General features: G+C 33.8%; 21 protein-coding genes. 1 reads left to right on the top strand and 20 read right to left on the bottom strand.

Annotated elements, in window-relative coordinates:
* Nucleotides 1-66: 66 nt before the first annotated feature.
* From ACIY14_RS01320 to ACIY14_RS01400, 17 genes are all read right to left on the bottom strand, one after another.
* The gene (locus ACIY14_RS01320) at nt 67-1,575 is read right to left on the bottom strand and encodes a site-specific integrase (RefSeq protein ID WP_000291923.1); all 1,509 of its coding nucleotides are present in this window, start codon (nt 1,573-1,575) and stop codon (nt 67-69) included.
* An 84-nt stretch (nt 1,576-1,659) separates the two neighbouring features.
* Nucleotides 1,660-1,893, bottom strand: coding sequence for a hypothetical protein (locus ACIY14_RS01325; protein ID WP_001022845.1), 234 nt, complete (start codon nt 1,891-1,893; stop codon nt 1,660-1,662).
* A gap of 266 nt (nt 1,894-2,159) precedes the next feature.
* Nucleotides 2,160-2,387 carry a helix-turn-helix domain-containing protein gene (locus tag ACIY14_RS01330; protein ID WP_409001270.1) on the bottom strand — a complete coding sequence of 76 codons (228 nt, stop codon included), beginning with the start codon at nt 2,385-2,387 and terminating at the stop codon, nt 2,160-2,162.
* Nucleotides 2,388-2,490: 103 nt separating this feature from the next.
* The gene (locus ACIY14_RS01335; protein ID WP_000237134.1) at nt 2,491-4,320 is read right to left on the bottom strand and encodes an SAG1250 family conjugative relaxase; all 1,830 of its coding nucleotides are present in this window, start codon (nt 4,318-4,320) and stop codon (nt 2,491-2,493) included.
* Nucleotides 4,307-4,672, bottom strand: coding sequence for a MobC family plasmid mobilization relaxosome protein (locus tag ACIY14_RS01340; RefSeq protein WP_000401236.1), 366 nt, complete (start codon nt 4,670-4,672; stop codon nt 4,307-4,309). The genes ACIY14_RS01335 and ACIY14_RS01340 overlap by 14 nt, the downstream gene beginning before the upstream one ends.
* Before the next feature lie 4 nt (nt 4,673-4,676).
* Nucleotides 4,677-5,033, bottom strand: a complete 357-nt coding sequence (locus tag ACIY14_RS01345) for an SAG1252 family conjugative relaxosome accessory protein (protein WP_000827835.1) — start codon at nt 5,031-5,033, stop codon at nt 4,677-4,679.
* A 294-nt stretch (nt 5,034-5,327) separates the two neighbouring features.
* Entirely contained in the window at nt 5,328-5,618 is a 291-nt protein-coding gene (locus tag ACIY14_RS01350) for a DUF5960 family protein (RefSeq protein WP_001080184.1), read from the bottom strand.
* Nucleotides 5,608-5,973: a hypothetical protein gene (locus tag ACIY14_RS01355; protein WP_000981955.1), complete on the bottom strand. Its 366-nt coding sequence runs from the start codon at nt 5,971-5,973 to the stop codon at nt 5,608-5,610. Before ACIY14_RS01355 ends, ACIY14_RS01350 begins: the two co-directional genes overlap by 11 nt.
* Nucleotides 5,970-7,385, bottom strand: a complete 1,416-nt coding sequence (locus tag ACIY14_RS01360) for a Y-family DNA polymerase (protein ID WP_000118333.1) — start codon at nt 7,383-7,385, stop codon at nt 5,970-5,972. Before ACIY14_RS01360 ends, ACIY14_RS01355 begins: the two co-directional genes overlap by 4 nt.
* Nucleotides 7,386-7,387: 2 nt before the next feature.
* Nucleotides 7,388-8,071 (bottom strand): LexA family transcriptional regulator, encoded by a 684-nt coding sequence (locus tag ACIY14_RS01365; protein WP_000492698.1) that lies wholly within the window; start codon nt 8,069-8,071, stop codon nt 7,388-7,390.
* A 255-nt stretch (nt 8,072-8,326) separates the two neighbouring features.
* On the bottom strand, nt 8,327-9,097 hold the full coding sequence (pezT, locus tag ACIY14_RS01370; protein ID WP_016399580.1) for a type II toxin-antitoxin system toxin PezT: 771 nt from the start codon (nt 9,095-9,097) through the stop codon (nt 8,327-8,329).
* Entirely contained in the window at nt 9,097-9,573 is a 477-nt protein-coding gene (gene pezA, locus ACIY14_RS01375) for a type II toxin-antitoxin system antitoxin PezA (RefSeq protein ID WP_000579623.1), read from the bottom strand. The genes pezT and pezA overlap by 1 nt, the downstream gene beginning before the upstream one ends.
* A gap of 67 nt (nt 9,574-9,640) precedes the next feature.
* The gene (locus tag ACIY14_RS01380) at nt 9,641-9,913 is read right to left on the bottom strand and encodes a hypothetical protein (RefSeq protein ID WP_000495438.1); all 273 of its coding nucleotides are present in this window, start codon (nt 9,911-9,913) and stop codon (nt 9,641-9,643) included.
* Between the two features lie 37 nt (nt 9,914-9,950).
* A complete protein-coding gene (locus ACIY14_RS01385; RefSeq protein WP_000159212.1) occupies nt 9,951-10,334 on the bottom strand; it encodes a DUF5945 family protein in 384 nt (127 codons plus the stop codon).
* Nucleotides 10,331-10,564, bottom strand: a complete 234-nt coding sequence (locus tag ACIY14_RS01390) for a DUF5965 family protein (protein ID WP_000152419.1) — start codon at nt 10,562-10,564, stop codon at nt 10,331-10,333. The genes ACIY14_RS01385 and ACIY14_RS01390 overlap by 4 nt, the downstream gene beginning before the upstream one ends.
* 50 nt (nt 10,565-10,614) lie before the next feature.
* Nucleotides 10,615-11,700, bottom strand: coding sequence for a toprim domain-containing protein (locus ACIY14_RS01395; RefSeq protein ID WP_050215984.1), 1,086 nt, complete (start codon nt 11,698-11,700; stop codon nt 10,615-10,617).
* 9 nt (nt 11,701-11,709) lie between these two features.
* Entirely contained in the window at nt 11,710-12,351 is a 642-nt protein-coding gene (locus ACIY14_RS01400; RefSeq protein WP_050215983.1) for a hypothetical protein, read from the bottom strand.
* A gap of 134 nt (nt 12,352-12,485) precedes the next feature.
* Here ACIY14_RS01400 and ACIY14_RS01405 point away from each other — a divergent pair, with 134 nt between their 5' ends.
* Nucleotides 12,486-12,683, top strand: coding sequence for a hypothetical protein (locus tag ACIY14_RS01405; RefSeq protein ID WP_074187117.1), 198 nt, complete (start codon nt 12,486-12,488; stop codon nt 12,681-12,683).
* 13 nt (nt 12,684-12,696) lie between these two features.
* Here ACIY14_RS01405 and ACIY14_RS01410 read toward each other — a convergent pair whose 3' ends face one another.
* From ACIY14_RS01410 to ACIY14_RS01420, 3 genes are all read right to left on the bottom strand, one after another.
* Nucleotides 12,697-12,993 (bottom strand): DUF5966 family protein, encoded by a 297-nt coding sequence (locus tag ACIY14_RS01410; protein ID WP_000998888.1) that lies wholly within the window; start codon nt 12,991-12,993, stop codon nt 12,697-12,699.
* Between the two features lie 13 nt (nt 12,994-13,006).
* On the bottom strand, nt 13,007-13,291 hold the full coding sequence (locus tag ACIY14_RS01415) for a DUF5962 family protein (RefSeq protein ID WP_000969645.1): 285 nt from the start codon (nt 13,289-13,291) through the stop codon (nt 13,007-13,009).
* Between the two features lie 74 nt (nt 13,292-13,365).
* Nucleotides 13,366-19,584 (bottom strand): DEAD/DEAH box helicase family protein, encoded by a 6,219-nt coding sequence (locus ACIY14_RS01420; RefSeq protein ID WP_191619953.1) that lies wholly within the window; start codon nt 19,582-19,584, stop codon nt 13,366-13,368.
* Between the last annotated feature and the right edge of the window lie 14 nt (nt 19,585-19,598).

The raw sequence follows: 19,598 nt of genomic DNA on the forward strand, positions 1-19,598 counted from the left end.
TCGTAGCAAGGGTTTAGAGCCCCTATTTTATTTTACTATTGTCTAAACACCAAGCGAACACCAAAACTACCATGCAATGGAAAAACCTCTGATTTGATTCTCACTTGATTTCACAATCTTTATATCAAACTGTGGGTGGTATTTGACAATATCTTTTTTGATTTTTAATAGTAAATTCGAAATAATATTTTTAGGTGAGTAACGTGGACTAAGATGTAACAAGTCTTTGAACTCATCGACACTTAATTCTACTTTATTGCTATTATCACTAGTTTCAATGAATTTTTCAATTATTCTGGAATATTTACAGGTATAACTTTTCAATTCTTCAAAATGGAAATTGTGATTTTCTACAAATTGATTTAAGGCTTTTACAGTATTTTCTTGTGAACGATTTATATTATGTGTATAGCCCATTGTTGTCTCAAAGTTAGCGTGTCCTACTCTAGTCATAATATCTTTCACTGCTATGTGCATCTCATTACTTTGAAGGTAACTAATATGCATATGCCTAAACGAATGGGGAGTAACATGTTTTACCCACTTAAAACCATAGTCACTTAAACAATTTGTCAATAATTTTCCTTCTATTCGTTTCAAAATTTGACGAAAAGTGCTTGATGTTATTGGAGAGCCGTATTCTGTTCTAAATACACTTTCAGAATGTGTAAAAGCAGGACAGGGATGTTTCTCCATATAAGCATCAAACTCTTTATTTCTCTGTATTGTCCTTTTAATAGCTTCGCTTGCAGCTTCAGGCAAAGCTACTTCTCTAATTGAATTGAGTGTTTTAGTTGTATCAAAGTGAAATTGTTCAACTTTTAAACAATGATATTGAAGTGCCTTATCAATATGCAAGATTCCTTTTTCAAAATCAATATCTGATGGTAAAAAAGCAGCTTCACTAATTCGAATACCTGTAAGCAACAATACTATAGCAAGATCATAATAGTTTGCATTTCTGCATTGGCTTAATACATCAAAAAATGCGTGTAATTCATGGATTTCTAGAAATTTAGAATCATGTCTTTCTTTTGCTTTACGCCTTTTCTCTAGTGAAATATCTAGTTTTACCGCAGTCATAGGAGAGAACTTAATGACATTATATAACACACCATGATTAAAAATCTTATTACAAGTACTTTTTATATGAGTCATTGTTGAAGGTGATGCATCATATATTTCTAAATATTTATTGAGACTTTTTTTCATCAGAAGTGGAGTAATCCTGTCTAATAAAAAATCATCTCCTATAATTTTCCCAAGACGCTTCATCACCAGTAGTTCTCTCTGAATTGTTTGTGGTTTAACAGAGACACACCAAGTCTGAAACCAATTTTCTTTTAACTCTCCAAATGTTGTAATCAGTTCAGGGCTAAACTGACTTTCAAATGAAGTAGTTAGTCTATCTATCTTATCAAGAACCTCTCTTTCAGCTTGTTTCCTCGCCCTACTAGTATTCCTAGTGTAACTTACAGTTACTGATTTCCACTTTCCTGTTAGTGGATCTTTGTACTTTTCAACCACTTGATATAAGGGTTGCCCTTTTGAATTTGTTTTAGTTACATAATACATAATTTAATTCCTCTTAACTCTTAAAAAGAAATAAATCATTGTTGTATAGAATAAATAACTACCCTATATTATACCATGACTTCCTTATTTTGTCCGCTTTTGCTTCCATCTTAAGAAACTTTCAAATCCTTCTAGATTAATGAAAACAAGTTTATGGGTTGGGTTAATTACATACATGGAAAATGTTCTGTTTTCTCGCATTTCTTTAATCCATCTGTTCAATGTATATTGATTTAAACCATCCCATCTTTTTAGAATTCCTTTTTTATCGGCCCATTCTGCAATGGAATTTTCGACAGATATATATTTTATATTCATGTCATCATCCTTCCTAAAAAATATTTTCTCCTCCATGGCATGACTGATGAAGTCATCATAAGAATTTCACTTGCTGCTCTTTCACGGTGGCAGCCTGAACGGTCAGAAGTATCATTGTATATCATTTGTATCATGGCATATAAAGTATCGCTCTATTTTATTGATGGTTTTAATATCGCTCTTATCATGGCGAGCCATTCAAAACTGCTCCACAAATGAGGAAAGTACCATTTTGGACTATTCAATTGTCAATGTGCTTTCTTAACCTAATACTTTTTGGAGTAATGGTCTTCTTTATTATCCACTCGACCTACAAGGTAATCTAAACTTACATTATAAAAATCTGCAAGTTTGATAAGGTCATCTATAGAGATTAACCTGATACCTGATTCCATTTTAGAATACGCTGATCTTGTACAATTTAAGATTGTTTTTGCAACATATTCTTGTGTCAAATCATCATCCTCGCGTAAATCTCTAATCCTTTTCAACATCCAATGTCTCCTAAAACAAGTATAATATAGTTATTTTCTTATTTTTAAATATGTGACAAATTGGCACATGAAACTATTCTATATATACCTTTTAGGAAACTGTTTACTCTAAATGTATCTCATTTTCCTTAATAGATTTCATATTTTGTTTTTCCTTATATTTCTTTATTGTTTTATTAAACATTTCAAATAAATTTATTGCTTCTCTATGTTGTTCCTTCAGTGTTTCAATCTTTCCTTTATATATGTATAAATCCTTCTCTATTGTATCTACTGAACTTTTACCTTGAATACTATTTTCTAAATTGCTAGAACTATTTGTCGTATCTTTCAACAATACTTCCTCTAAATTAGTTAAATCATTAATTTTATTTTGGACTTGTTCAATCATATTCTCTAGATATGATATTTGGGCAATGAAATCATTTGTTATATCTTCAAAATCATTCGAACTATTTTCCGCAGATATAAGAAAATCTAATTGTTCTATTTTTTCTTTAATTTTGCTAAGAGGAATTCTTCTATACATATACTGTGGTTCATACTGAAGATTAAATTGTCTAATCAAAGTTTTACCTTTCATAAATCGATTTTTTTCTACTGAATCTTTATGATATACATAGTAAGAACTAGTTTCTCTGAGAAATACTTTAACTTTTTCTTCTTCCATATTGATCTGAATATTTGGTACAAAAATAAGTCCTTCTTGTCGGATACCAAACTGTACCTTAATGTAAATTCCATCGTCTACTACTTCTTCTATTTGATTAAGATTCAACTCTACTTCAAACTCATGAACAGCATCTCTATTTCTCTTGAAATCTTGATAAGATTTCCATACCATCTCTTCTGACGGCAACTCTTTTTCTTTAATTATCTTTTCTTCATTGTAAAGTTCAACTAAATTTTTATTATCTAAGACAAAAGTTTCATTTTTGTTATTAAAATAGTCTTGAAAATAACTAACACTATACAGATTCGTTTTTACCAATTCCTGCTCTGCAAGCTTAATCCCATCAAATTCAAATAGAACATGTTTTTCTTTCGGAATTATTTTTAAGCCAAAAACTTCTGCTCGTTGAATCAATTCATTCATATTCTTCATTTTCGGAAGTAAAAATTCTAATATGTTTATGATTTCCCTTTGAACAAACTTTTTCTCAAAATAAGTTTCATTATAAGGTTGTTTTCTACTCAATTTACTATCACGTACGACTTGTTTCATATTTGAATCAGTCATAAAATAAGTAACATGCTTGTGTCTAAAATCAATTTTTAAATGTAAAGCTTTAGCTTTTTTCTTAAGATCTTCAAAATTTTTCGAGTTCTCGATTAGAAAATATACCCGTTGTTTTATTTCATATTTGTAATTTGTTTTGCGATAAACTTCATACTGACGATGCGAATAACGATTTTCTATAATTTTTGCCCCTGCAATTTTTGAAAGACGATCAGAAACCATTCGTAGATTATGTTCTGCCTTATAATCCCATAGAAACTTTTTATCAGAATTCTGATCAATTGAATTTAGGATGATGTGATTGTGGATATGACCTTTATCGACATGAGTTGCTACAATAAAACGAAATCTACCTCCTGTCAACTCTTTAGCTGCCTCATAACCAATTCGATTGATTTGTTCAGGAGTGAGATGGTCATCTGGAGAAAAGGACTGAATGATGTGATGAGAATGAATTTTTCGTTGATTTACTTCTTGCCTATCATGACGAAATTCATAAAGAGTATCATTACTTAAAAAATTATCATTGTACATCTTCACTAGTTCTTTATAACTAGGAAAATCTAAATAATTTCTCATACCAAAATCTGAAACTAGTGTTAGATTTTTTGTTTTACTTGGATTCAAAATATATTTGATTAGTTTACTACGATAATTTTTTCCATGAATCGCAAAGTGTTTAGTGATGACCATAAAATTTCCTCAATTTTTCAGATCGAATAAGAAAATCTTTCTCCACTTCTACTATTAACTCTTCTATACCTTTTCTCAACTCATTTAATTCAACTTCCGTTATTAAATTCGAATAATTTATGCTTCTGGCTATTTGATTAATATTATTTCCGATTCGTTTTAATTCAAAAATCAAATCTTGATAACTATTTGTATCAATGGTGATAAAATTCATACCAGGATCTAGTAGAGTTCGTCTAGCATATTCTGAGAATGATAAGCAGTTACTTTTTGAGATATTTTCATTCAATTTGACTAATTCTAGATCAGATAGAAAGACTTTTTTTAAATTTGTTCTATATCTGTGCTCCACTCTACTACCTCATGTATTTATTACAAAAATCTTCACTAAGAGGACCTGTTTTTTCTACCTCTTTAATTAATTCCTGAATACAAGTTAACAAAATAGAAACATGTTCGTGAGTAACCTGATGATTTGTTTTAGCAATTATGAATACTTCATGAACATCACGACTAATTTGTTCCAACTTTTGTTTTTTCCAAAGGTTGAACCATTTTTCCATCTGTTTTTGTCCATCAGATAATAGTAAGCTTTTACGGAGAAAATCAGAAAAATTATCATCTCCTTTCTCTCTCATTAAATCTAGTATTTGTTTTTCTTCCGTTTCTGTTAAGCGAAATTGTTTCCGAATACTACGTATATTTCTTTTCATATGATTTATCCTCTCTCATAGATACTTGTACTGACAATGTAAGCTTACATACACTGTCAGTACGTTTTACAAAATAGATTCAACATTTTTGTATGGCTTTGCGAGCTCAGATATTGTGTCCACAATATCCCAAAAATCATATCGCCTGCCATTTCAAACCTCACGGTTCAAAAAACAAACGATATGAAAATGTGGTGGCACGCCCCCAAACCCCCAAGATAAATCTAAATTAAAAAAAGTATAACAAATACTTTTTGATAAAATTATCACAGAAAAAAGAGCCCTGTCGGACTCTTACAAATTAAAACAATGTCTCTGATATTCATACTGTCTAATACCACTACTGTCTTTGTTCATCTTGATAGAAAAAACAAAGTAATGATCACGACCGTCTAAAGATTTACTTTTGTTAAGTTTAAAATAATGTTTTTGAGACATAGCCATTGTGCGTAAAATATCATCTGTGATAAATGTTAATGGTATATCTAAAGCTGAATACTTGTAAAAATCTGACTCAAACTGTAAATAAGAATCTGAAAAATAATCTAGCTGTAATTTATCATCATATAATTCTTTACGATTCATGTAATTCCTCCCCTTCTATCTGTATATCGAGTATATCTTCCCATTTTAATCGAAGAAAACCAGTGTCTGATTTTATAGATATAAACTCTTTTCCAATCTCTTTAACAATACCTGATACTACTTTTCTTTGATTAGAAAACTTAAAAACAAAAGTTGCAGGGAATACATTCGTATAAAGTTGACGAACAAATAGAACTTTCTCTTCCAATGATAGGGAAATGGAGATATCTTCTTTATTTTTTTCTGCCCAAAGAGAACTGGAATGTTCTGATAAAAAGAAGCCCATCCACTTAGCCATGCCACGATCCTGATATACTCGGGCAGACTCAAAAGGTAAATAAGAACGATTCATTATTTTAGTCCATCTAATCCTCCAGCTGAATGACCACCAATGAGTTTGCTTCTAGCAATTGTTCTAGAAGCTTGATCTAGGGCATTACCTTTCAATAGTGAAGTGAACCCAAATTCTGTTCGAATAGCATCGATTGCGGACTGGAGCCTTTCTTCTTTTTCTATTTTCTCAATATCATCAAATAATGAAATCAATCCAAAGGATTCATCCACTAAACCAGAATAGTTAACCGCAACATTCCTGATAGCTCCTGAAGTATATTTAGTGTGAAATAACTTTAAAACGTAGTTTGTCAGTAGTGCTGTTTGATTAGTTGGTTCAATTTTCATTTGAGTATTGATAGAACGCTTTTGTTCCACTTTAGAGTAGCCTAGATGTATAGAAACTACTGTTGCTTTTTTACCAGATCTTCTCAATCTAACTGCAACTTGTTCTGCCATCTCACGAAGTATGATCTCAATATCTCTTTGTTTAATATAATCTTTTGGTAAAACTTGAGAGTTCCCTATCCCTTTTGACTTTGGCTTATAAGGTTTATGAACATTACTTTCATCAATCCCATTGGCATGGAACCATAACTCTAGACCCATGATACCAAGCTCTTTTTTAATCAAGTCAGGATTAGCCTGAGCCAATTCTTTAATCGAAAAGATACCTAAATTATGTAATCTTTTCTCCATGCGATTTCCAATTCCCCAGAAATCTGTCATTTTAGGAATAGTCCATACTTTCTTTTCGACATCCTCATAGGACCAATTGGCTCTCATTGTCGGAGTCTTTTTAGCTTCATTATCAAGTGCCAGCTTAGCTAATAAGGGATTGGCATTAGACATGCCTACAGTTGAATAGATTCCAGTTTTTCTCCAAATCTTTTTTTGAATAGCAGCCGAAATAATATCTAATTTATCTTTCCTACTAATACTTTTATCTGGTACAAAATAATTTAATGAACTTGTTAAATCAATAAATCCTTCATCAATTGAGTAGGGATAAATATCATCTGGTGCTGCAAAATCTTGAAAGATTTTTTGAATCTCCATGTTGACAGCAATGTAAGTATCCATTCTCGGAGGAACAATCACGGTTGATTTTGCCCATTCCTCTATATAGCGGACATAGTCTATCGTTGTCGGTAAACCTTGCTTCTTAGCATTATAATAAGAGAATTTGCGAGTCTTTACATCAAATGGTAAATCATAGGAACGTCCAACGTTCGACTTTCCAAAGACCTTTTTAAACATAGGAGAGGAAGCAAGGATTAAACCCGCAGAATTATCTGCACGACTCATAACACAAAGCGAAGTCTTAAGTGGGTGTAATCCTCTATCTACACATTCTACACTTGCGTAAAAAGATTTCATATCAATAAAGGCAATGTCACTTTGAGGTTCGAGACTATAATCAAACCAACTCATACTTAGTCCTCTAAAGGCATAAAGTTCCCAACTATTTTCCCTATAATGCGAGGATTCTCATCATAAGGCGCAAACTTATCTGAATAGTTCCGATTGAGTGAAACTAAACGAAGCCCATTTTCTTCACGATACACTTTCTTAATATATGTTTGACCATCCCAATCTATGGCATAGATAGCCCCGTCATAATCAAATCCCGTTTGCTTAATAAGGGCTACAGAACCATCTTCATATGTCGGTTCCATTGAATTTCCAAACACCCATGATGCAAAGTCATAATCAAATTGATGATTAAAATAAACTGTATCGTAATTACCATCATCAAAATAAGCTGTTCCTGTACCAGCTGATAATTTTTCGTAAACTTTATAAGCAAAACGCTCAGGAATTTCTACAACCTTCGCATTCTGTTTGTTCAATAGTTCTGTAGCATAATGAAGTGTTGCTTCTTGATTCCTTTCCGTTAGTTTGAGATAGGTTTCTACTATTTCATACTCTGATTCAAAATATCGAGGGTCTACATTCAAAATCTCACTCAATTTGCTTAGATTATTTTGATTAGGTTTTGTTTTACCTGATTCCCAATTAAAGTACGAAGCTCTACTAATTCCCAAACTGGATGCAAGTTGAGATTGAGATAATCCTTGACTTTCTCTTTTTTCTTTTAATTTAGTAGGTGAAAACATTTGTTCTCCTTTTGTAAGTTTATTAACTAACAAAAGGATACCATAGCTTATTGAAAAAATCAAGAGTTTAATAACCCCCAAGATTTAAAATAATCATAAACTGTGCTTAATTTGTACTTATATTGCTAGGAAACCATCACTTAAGAAAGTTATAACTTTTGAAAAAGATAAAGAACAAGCAAAAATAGAAAATAAAAAAAAGGATCGTTATTTTTAAAATGACGATCCAATAGACTATATTTTAAAACTCATGATCTAACAACCATTTCGATTAGTTAAATCTTTCAATCTTTCTTCTCCAGATTTAAGCATATCCTTCTCTACTTGACTCCACTCCCCAAACAGTAACTCTTGAAGAACATCTGCCGCTGAAGTTGTATTTTCTTTTGCATCATATACACAACCTCTATCTCGTTGGTAAATTTGAATTCTTTCAAAGATAGCTAGTTCTTCCAATTGTCGTGTATTATCAACTAGATGATTTACAATGAAATCATGATGTTCTTTTGGAGTTGCGCGTGCTTGATTTGGGTTAATAGCGTACAGTTCTTCGTATCGGATAAGGGTGCTCAGATAGGACAGCTTAGGCTTTGTCGCAATCAAGGCTAATTGTATTTCATATCCCCTACTTTTCAAGAGTTGTGCTGTTTTCTTTGGAACATCAATAGTTCGTAAAGTTCCCTCTATCAAAAGATTGTATCCCAAATGACTCAATTCTCTTACTAAAGACTCTACCATTTTACCTGCAAAATATTTGGTGTATTCAACACTGTCTTTGCCATATTCTTGCTGAAGTTCTAAATAGTGTGGATGCTGAGAACGAAAACTATCTCCATCTATGATAACAATATTTCCTTGAAATTCTTTCTGTTTAATACGATGAATTGTAGTCTTACCGGCACCACTTTGCCCTCCGAGCAAAATCGCTATAGGTTGCTTACTGGACTTTTTTCCTCTTGTCAGTGAACGAAGATTCCGTGCTAGAGCATGTTTGAATTCACTGTCAGTATAATCTTGGATTTCCACTAGGCTACCATCCGTTTTTCAGATATCTCTAACATACGTTCAATTCCATCCAAATAGCCGCTATATCTCTCTATTTCATCAAAAGTTTCTACTAAATAGATATTCGTATGAATCAAGTCAGATAGATCATCACTCATTAAAATCCAAGGATTAGATTCATCATCAATGCTAATTCCCTGACTATCTTGATAACGATAGAGTCGAGATAAAAGATTAGCACCTCTTTCTTTCACAATTTCAATTTTTAAAGTCAATTCATAGTCTTCAACAGGATTGAGCATTTTATCTTCTCCTACAATATCGACATAAGATACATTAAACTTCTGACAAATGATGTCTATTAATTCGGTAGAGACTGAACTCGTTCCATTTTCATAACGACTCAAGCTATTTCGAGAAATTCCTATAATTCGGGCAAATTCGGGTTGTGTTAATTCATGTGTTTTACGTAAGGATTTTATGTTCTTTCCAATCATGGCAAACTCCTTTATTTTTATAATTCAATTATAGCATAAAAAAGCATAACGCACCAAAATTGGTGCGTTATTGACTGTTTTTCCTAAACCTCTCTAAATTCTTCTCCAATTGTTCCTTATGAAGTTGATTCTTAGCTTCCTTTAATGTGTCGTCCAAAGTTTCTTCTCTGTAAGTTGATTCTGTTTTTAGTTGTTCTGATCCTTGATCTGGAGTGAAAATGATATCTAGCAGTCGGTCTATTTTTTCAAGATCTTGGGAAGACATATCAGATAGTCTATGAATCAGCTTTTTAAATATATCACTATTGTCGTGATTTTTCTTAAAAAATGTTGTAAACATCTATAACCTCTCAAAAAAAGCAGCCTATCAGGACTGCTTAGTGTAATTCGGAAATCGCATCATAAATGGACTGCAATTTCTTATTGTCTTTATTCTTTGTGTCAATCAACGTATGTAGCTCTTCAATTTTCTTTTGACTACTTTGAATATCGCTATTGTTATCTGCAATCAGTCTTTTAAGATGTTGCTGATAACTTGTAGTGATATCTGTCTCTTTTCCTGTTCTAACCTCTGTAACTTTGGGTTTAGAACTAGGATTTGATTCCGTCACAGGGGCTTGTTTTCTCTTTTGAAAAGCTGCTTCATAATTTACATCATTACCTCCTTGATGATTTCCAAATAAGGCCGCAATTTTATCTGGATCTTCTTGATTTTCTGATTTACTTTCTAATGGTTGATTAAAATTCCAATCTTTTGTCATTCACTCATTTCATCCTTTCTAAATTCAGAATCATCGAATTGTCTTTCTTTACCAAAGGCATGGTCAAGAGCTTCTTCAAAACTCATGTGACTAATGCTTTGACGCCTTTTGAACGTCGCAAACATCGCTGTCTCTAGTTGCTCTTTGTAAGCAGCTAGTTTTTCTGTTTCTCTTGCTACCTTACTCTCTTGCCTAGTGACCTTTTCTTCTAAGCGTTCGATTATGGTCATATACGATCCTCCTTCATACTAATATTAGCTAAAACATCTTGATTTTGTTATCACAATTCTAAACATTGAGAAGTTTGTCTTACTGGTGGATTTCCAAATGTCTCTTTTACAGTCTCAAGCATAAATTGTAAATCTGATTTCTTTTCTCGAAGAATATCGTTCCAGTCTCGTTTTTCTTTCCCAGATTCATTATCAGGTAAATCCAGTAAAACAGGCAATCCTGATTGAGATAACTTATCAGAAAAATCTTTACCTGCATCATCACAATCTACTGCCAGTGTCAATAAATCAGGATGATTATCAAAATAGCTGGTGGTATCACGAATTGTATTGATTAAAGGCAATAACTTTGAAGGTATTACTGTATCTAAGAATTCCAATTTCTGATTTTCTTCAGCTATCAGTCGTAAAGTTTGATAAGCGACAACAGACCTTTTTAATCCCTCCATAGATACCAAACGAACATCTGATAGACTTTGTTGATGTAGCTCGTAATAGCTCATCAAGTCGATGAACGATTCACAAAAGACCAGTCTATTGGGGTGACCAATATCAAAGGATATTCCAACATGTCCATGGCTTCCTTTTAGAATCGTTTTCAACCTCTCTCTTGGAAGAGAATGATTCTTATAAATCCCTTGTAAGCTTGCTGCCTGCAGTTTGTGACGATGATCAAAACTTTTTAAAACAATAACAGGTTCAACAGTTTCATTTGTTTTCCAACTGGCTTGTGCTATCAAACCTTGTTGAATCATCTTTTGTACGATTTCTTCTGAAATTCCTCTACATTCTGTTAAGTAATATCTGGCCAGACTACAGTTAGAATCTTCTATTCTATTTAAAGGATAATAAAATGGTCTCTCTCTTTTTTCTTGAACAGCTTCTTTTTGAAAAGGTTCTTCAGAAAGAAATGCTAGAGCTTTTTTAAAGGAAATTCCCTTAACAAGTCGAACAAAATCAATGACATCACCTTGAATATCTCTTGAAAACCATTTAAAAGTATTTGTATTCGAAAAAATCCGGAATGAATCGTGTTCAGGATGTTCATAGACACTGCTAGAAACTTGTTTAAAGGAGATACCTAAACGACTTGCTACATCAAGAATTGAAATTTGCTTACATTCTTCTATTTCCATGTAATATCATCATTTTGTCGTAGTATTTGGCAATGATGGAACTGATGATGATTCTTCTAAGGTTTTAGGAGTTGCCTTATCTAAATCATCTAATCCAGATTTCCAAACCTGCACTTGATTGACCAATAACTTACCAGGTAGTTTAGAATAGGACAATTTAACCGTTCTGGTTTCTGTCTGATTGGTCTTTGATTGGTTGGCATTCTTTAAATCGGATACATAGGTTACATTATAAGAGACCATGGCAATGGCTTGATTCGTAGTCTGATTGACAAAGATATCAGCTTTTTCAAAATGATAATCCAAAATATAGTCCTTATACACTTGGTTCATGGCATCGTTTTGACTTGTCAATTCTTGAGAATAAGCCGATTCAGTCATATAAGGTTGAATACGTATATTATTTTCCCCTAGTTTTTCTTTCGTATAGTACTGTGTCAAAAATTCTTTTACAGTATCTGATGACAAAATACTTGCCTTATCTTCTGCTTGTTTGTCCTCTACAAGTTTAGCTGCAGCCAATTCGATTTCTTTGCGACTTTGTTTAGCAGTAAAATGTTGACCAGCAGTATATCCCATCATGAGAATAAAGCTAGTTGCAGCCACTGCTCCGACACTAATTAAGGCTTTAGTTTTGACTTTATTTAACATCTTAGACCTTCTTTCTATAAAAACTAGGTCAAGAATAACAAAAAGGACTTGTAAGTTTTATCACACAACAACGAAAGGTGATTCCTACATTTCAGGCGTAAAATCGTACAGTTCAGAGAAAAAAATAAAACTAGCTGTCTTCAGTTTATAATATAAATTTGAGAAGAGCTCTTTCTCATATTGAACGACATAAACAAGCCATAAATACAAGTAATAATAGTGAGGATAATGATTTTCATAAATTATTACTCCAATTTAGCTATGATGTATATGAAAGAATCAAGGCAAATAAAAAACCTTATCCGAATTTAGATTCAGATAAAGTTTTTTAACCATCTAACAAGTTTACATACTTTTCTTAGTTTTGGAGTTTATGAAACGCCAACTGAATCCTAGAACCAACATCAGATTGATGAAAAGGTACACAGCCGTAAAACTAGTTAAACCATGTTGTCTGATATCATCAAAGTATAAAGTAGGTTCAGTAAAGAACAAATAAATTCCATAGACCTCCACGAAAATAAGAAAACTGACAAAACCAATCAGGAAAAGTCCACTGGCAATAAGGAAGATCCTCCATAAAAGAATGAGAATTCCTCCTACTGCTAAAAAAATTACTGGGATAAGGAGTAAATCATTCATGACTTTCTCCTTTCTAATCAATCAACTGTCGATAATGGGTGGCAAGAGAAGAATCAAACTCTTCTAGTTTTTGAACTAATTCCAAATACTCCTCTTTTTCATGTTCTTCAAAGTCCACACCTCGATGATTTTGAAGAGTGATTTCCAATTGGCTAGTGAGTTCTCGTTTAGAAAAACTGTAATCCCCAGTAACTTCCTCATAATGTTCCTTTAGCTCCTTGTAGGCTTGATATTCTTCAGGTGTTTGAAATCCCTGTACCAAGGCCTCTTCTAATTGATAATAGGTATCTTCCATCATAATCGTTACCTCGTTTCTTTCTATCTTTATTCTACCGCGCTTTTCTTTTCTTGTCCGCTATTTATATCTATTTTTTAATCTAATTCAAAAGAAAGTTGTTCTTGCTTTTCCTTTCCTTTTTCGTGGAATTGTCTTAGGGCCTGATCAATAATATCTAAATCTGTTTCTGTTTCAATCAATGGCGCGAGTACATCGTATTCGGCCTTTTTAGTTTGATAATCCTCTTCCTTTGGAAAATTTTTCTCAATTTCTACTCTAGCAGTAGTCCATTTATCCTTTAATTCATCCAATAAGTTCTGAGTTTTCACTTGGTCCTCTTTAATGTGATCAATCGTATGCTGAAGCCTTTGAATGGTCCCCAAAGGAGAATACAAATCTAAACTGACAGAATATTGATTTTCTCCTACAATCTTAACAGAGAATGTTTCAGGAAGAGGTTGATTTATTGGAAGACTAAGCATTTTAATGTCAAATCCTCGATAGCTTGCTAGGGTTCGGAATTCTTTGCTGTCAGCTTGATTATGACGGATAAGACGGTGTAGGGATTCCCCTGCTTCAGATCGTTGATCAAAAGCTTGCTTACCTACCGTCATAGAAAATGCCTGGTCTTTCGACATTTCAGACTGTTGAATGTCTCCTTCATATTTGCTTAATCGTTTCTCAAGAATGGGCATATTTTCTTCACAGTAGGAGATTGTATGACGATAGTGATCCTTGCTGCGTTGAAAGGCGCGTCTTTGATTTTCTAATAGAGTTAGATCATTCTCTAGTTCCATCTTATATTTGAGATAAGGATTACCTGTTGCTAATGCCTTAAAGTCAGAAGCCGTCATAGTCTGTTCATCAATGTCTTCTGCAGCACGAATCGGCTCCTTAGAAGTCATAATCTGCTTAATATAACGGAGTTTGTTCTCCTGAGTTGCCCATAGATAATTATCAAACGAACCTTTGGTAATATAGTGGTAAATATCTACTTCCTTGTTTTCATTTCCCTGTCGGATAATACGTCCATTGCGTTGCTGAATGTCACTTGGTCTCCAAGGGACATCCAAATGATGAACTGCTTTCATCTTGCTCTGAACATTTAAACCTGTTCCTCCTTTTTCAGTTGATGCAAGTAAGATACGCACCTCTCCTGCATTGACCTTTCGAGACAAACTATTCTTCTTTTCATCACTATTGGCATCATGTACAAAGGCAATTTCCTTACTAGGGATTCCTCTATCAACTAATAAAGCCTTTATTTCAGAATAAACATCAAAGCCATTATCCTTTTTCTTAGGTGTGCCAATATCTGAAAAAATCATCTGAGTAGCCTTATTTCCCATTCCCTCACGATAAATTCTTTCAACATTATCCACTACCTGAAGCAGTTTATGATTGTCTGCTAGACTATAACTAGAGTCCAATAAACGCATATCAATAGCTAGTTTTCGTGCCTCACCCGTAATCTTTAACATGTTATCCTGGCTCGGATCAACTGTTCCACATTTGACCGCATCTGACCTCATAACCAATTCTTCTAGATAGAGTTTCTGGTTTTCAGTTAACTCACTCTCAATAGGGATAAGATGAGCTTCTGGAACAGGTAAATCCAACATATCTTGTGTTTGAATGTCAGCTGTTTCTTTATAGATTTTCATCAACTCAGGTAGATTGACAAACTTTTTAAATCGTTTCTTAGGTTGGTACTTATCCCCTGTAGGAGCTAATTCCATAGAGTTTTGAATTTCTCCAAAAGCACCTACCCAAGAGTCAAAATAATCAACTTGATAGCGTTTTAAGATATCCGGTTGAATGTAGTTCATCATAGTATACAACTCACTAATAGAATTGGAAACAGGTGTTCCTGTCGCAAAAACAATATTCTTAAAATCATGTTCTTCCTGAATCTGTCGAACCTTCATTTCCATATCCACGTTCTTCTTAGAGGTTGTATTGGTAATCCCTGCTACATTTCCAAGTCCAGTAATTGGACGAATATTTTTAAAGTGATGTGCTTCATCCACAAAGAGAAAATCAATTCCTAAGTTCTCAAAATCAATAAAACTATCACGATTAAAGCGTTGGAGTTCTTCCAATTGTTTCTCTAGACCACTTATTGATTGCTCTGCTTCTTTAACGGTATACTTATTTTCAGAATGTGTTTTAATCTCTCGTAGTTCATTAAGTTTATCCTCTATATAATTCATCTGTCTTTCCTTACTGACAGGGATTTTTTCAAATTGAGAATCCCCAATAACAATGGCATCGTAATCTCCTGTAATAATACGTGACACAAATTGTTTTCTTCTCGCCTTCACAAAATCTTTCTTAGTGGTCACAAAGACTTTTTTGGTAGGGAAAAATTTCATGATTTCTTGGCCAAATTGAGCGGACAAACTAGAAGGTACTACATACAAGGGCTTATGAACCATCCCCAACTCCTTTAATTTAAACCCAGCACCAAGCATGGTCAAGGTCTTTCCTGAACCTACCTCATGAGCTAACAAGGCTCTTTTTTCTTCTACGATTCTTTGAATGGCATTCTCTTGGTGAGGACGAAAACTGATGTTTTGTGCCAAGCCATCAATAACTAGATGGCTACCGTCATACTCTCGACTAACCGTTCGATTATAAAGACGATTATAGCTTTCCTCAATGACTTGTTGGACTTCTGGATACCGTGAGACAAAGTCTTGAAAGAGCTCTTGTAAATGCTGCTCTTTTGCTCTTAGAACAGAGGTTTTTTCCAAATCTGTTATGGTCTTTTTCTTTTCTCCTTCCGTAACAGTCATAGTAATCGTCGGTTGGTTTGAATTTAGTAAATTCTCAAAAATCTTTCTTCCTGTATCATAACGTGACCCATTAACTCCAAGACTACTATCTTTAGCACTTGGATAGCGATAAGCAAATGATGTCCTTAAATGAACCTGGCCATCGACAGGATTCACTTCAATGACTTGTTCAACATCAGGCGAAGACAATTCAAATTCACGATTAGTAAAACATTCAAAAGCAAACTTACCATAAACGGATTGAGGAATCCAACGTGACCCTATTTTAAACTCAATATCTGCCAGATGAATCCGTGGAGGACGAACAGATTCTAACAAATCTAAAGCATGAGACCAGTCACATTCTTGATTGTTTTCCTCCACTAATAGTTGAACTACTTCTATCTTGTTGAGAATATCTCCTGACAAAAACTGGTTCTTAGAAAGATATTTTTTTTCCCCTCTTAAATAGCTTTCTGGATCCATTAAAACCTGGTCACCTAACTCATCTAAAATAGCAGCTTGGCTATGCTCAGGGTAAATTGATACCATATAGTCTAAATCAACCCCTCTACCATCCGATAAACTAGAGTTTAAGGCATCTAAAGCAGTTGATACTCTTGTAATCACTCTCTCCGGCCTAACCAATGCTTTCTCAAAGGCTAAAGATTTTTTATATTTTACTTTCTGATCTTTAGAATCAATGTATTCATCTTCTAAACTAGCTAGTAAGGAATACTTATCGTCACTATCAAATAAGTTCCGATTGACTGAGGCATTCAAGTAGCCAAATTGACTTACAAAGCGGTCATAGTCATGATTGAGTTTACTAAGTAATACCTGAAAATCTGTCCGACTATAATCTTGATGACGTTGAATTTCAATTAAGGCTTGATAGGTCTCTCTCAAATCAACCATGCCCTTAATACGACTAATATCCTTATTCGATAAGGGACTTTCATAAAAGACAGTTTTTTTGAACAGTCCCTTATATTTCCCTCTTTTACTCGCTTCTTCTGACTTGTAAACATCTAGTGCTTCCTCATCTGTCAAATGAAGTTGCACGAATCGGTCTATTTTATGTTCAGACAAAGAACTGTCCCAAGCTTTAAAATCTCCCTTCTCATCTACATAATAACTAATTTCATCTACTTTTGAACTTTTCCGAATGCCATGCGTATCTCGGTAATAAATTTGCTTTCCCTCATATCCAAAAGAATAGAGCGCTAAGTCCTCACGTATACGACTTGGAATAGAATTATCCACTTCTTCTTGGATAAAAACAGGTGCTTTCAAAGAGTTGTCAATTGGTCTAGGTGCTTCCACATTCTCGAATGCTTTCATTATGTCAGTAGCTAATGTTTCTGATACCCTCTTAACATTGAGAGTTCCTCCATTAAAATTACGTACCTCATATTGACCCAAAACTTGTGTATTGTATTTCCCATCAAAATAAGGATTGATCCAGACACGCTTATCCTCCTCAAAGGGAATAGAGCCACTAAAGACAAGTTCCTCCTCATTAAGATTCTTTGCTTGATCCTTTTGAAAGAAGAGGAGATCTGTGGTCACTCGAGTACCTGCAATCTTTTTAAAAGCCGTATCCGGCAAACGAACACCCCCTAAAAAATGAGTGTTGGTTTTAATCTCTTGTAAGACATTATCTGTCCGCTTATCCATTGTCCCGATAGAAGAGATAATCGAAACTTGTCCTCCGTCTCTTACTAAATCAAGTGAGTGTTTGACAAAGTAGTCGTGAATCATATAAGGTTTATCATAGTTTTTATCAGCAATCCGAAAATTTCCAAATGGAACATTCGTTAAGACTAAATCAAAACTATTATTTTGATAGGGAACTTCTTCAAATCCTCGCACTTCAATATGGGTATTGGGGTGGAGTTGTTTTGCGATTGCGCCTGTCACGCTGTCTAATTCAACTCCATAGAGTTCTGACCTCTCTCGTATACTTCTAGGCATAGCCGCAAAGAAGTTCCCAGTCCCCATAGAAGGATCTAAAATCCTTCCTCCTTCAAAACCATCATCCAGTAATTTTTGCCAAATCTGGCGAATAATCATTGGGTCTGTATAATAGGCTGTAAGAGAACTTTGTTTCATGGTGGAGTATTCTGATTTACTTACTAAGCTCCTAAGAGTTAAACGTTCTGATTCGTACTTTGGATTGAGTTCATCGAAAAATTCATTGGCAAGACCACCCCATCCAACATACTTGGCTAGTAGTTCTTGTTCTTCTGGATTCGCTTGTCGTCCCTCTTTTTCTAATCTTTTAACAAGTTTAATTGCGGCGATATTCGTTTCAATCTTTTCTCGATTTGTCTTAGGATAAAAGTCCTCTAAGTCATCTGGAAAAACAAAATCTTGAACAGTAACATCCGTCTCTTCTATACCTGAAATTAAAGGTTTTGTTTCCTTATCCTTTTCCTTTTCATTATCTTCTTCCAGGTAGGAAAACAAATCTATTTCCTGACTTTCACTTGATGGATCAATCTCAATCTCTGAATCATCTTTTTCAAGTTCTACATGAGACAATACTTGTTCAATCTCTTCTAAACTGTTCAAGTATAAGATAGGATTCTCTTCAAATAACTGGTTGGAATCACTGAATAGTTCTAGGCGAACCAAGTCATTTAACTGAGCATTTTCAATCGAAACCAACTGAAATACTTGTCCTTTATAACTTACTTGTGAACCGATTGGATATTCCCTCAAAGCTTCTTCTACAATTTTATCGACATTAGAAAAAGAGTTCGTTTCTTCCGTTTCCTGTTCAATATCACTTGAAGGAGATAAAGATTCCTCTACTTGATTAGACTTTTCTCTTATAGCTTTCACTTCATCAAAATGAGTAATAATCTTCAGCTTTTGTGTCAGTGGGAGTTGTGTGTAGTTTTCTTCATGATGGACAAGATCCGTAACGGTATCTAAAGTAGCCATCAATTCTGAACCCAAATAGGCTAGAACATCTCCCTCTTTTTCTTCAAAATGAATCTCAAGAACTTCTTTTTTAAGCTCTTTTGAGTCAACCATTAGAAGAAATTCCTCTATATCTCTACTAATACGGTCAGATAGATTATTCGCAACTCGATAGACATTGACTAAATTGACATCCTTATTCTGATGACATACAAGCTCACTTAATGGTTCTAACTTCTTTTTTTCAGATTGGATGTAAAATCGAGTGGAAAGGTTATAGATTGCGACTTCTAGCACCAAGTTTTTCTCAAAATTACTTAATTGAGATAATTTATCTAGACCCGCTTGTCCAAAAGTTCTTGTGTAACTTTCTAAATCTTGGTCATTATTTTCAGAACTAGCCTCTAAGAAAGAAACAATATCTTGATAAAAAGAATAGACGTGAGGAATCTCTTCTATCTTGCCCTCTTCAGCCAAAAAACTCTCTACCAAGTCCTGCCATTTCTCATCAAAATGTTGCGCTTGATAACGAAGAAATAGGTCCATTTTCTCCCTATCTTTTGGAATTGTTCCACGAAACATAGCCAATAATTGCACTACTTCCATACTCGCTCCTTTCA

The organism is Streptococcus sp. ST16 (genome assembly GCF_046098135.1).
Classification (GTDB): domain Bacteria; phylum Bacillota; class Bacilli; order Lactobacillales; family Streptococcaceae; genus Streptococcus.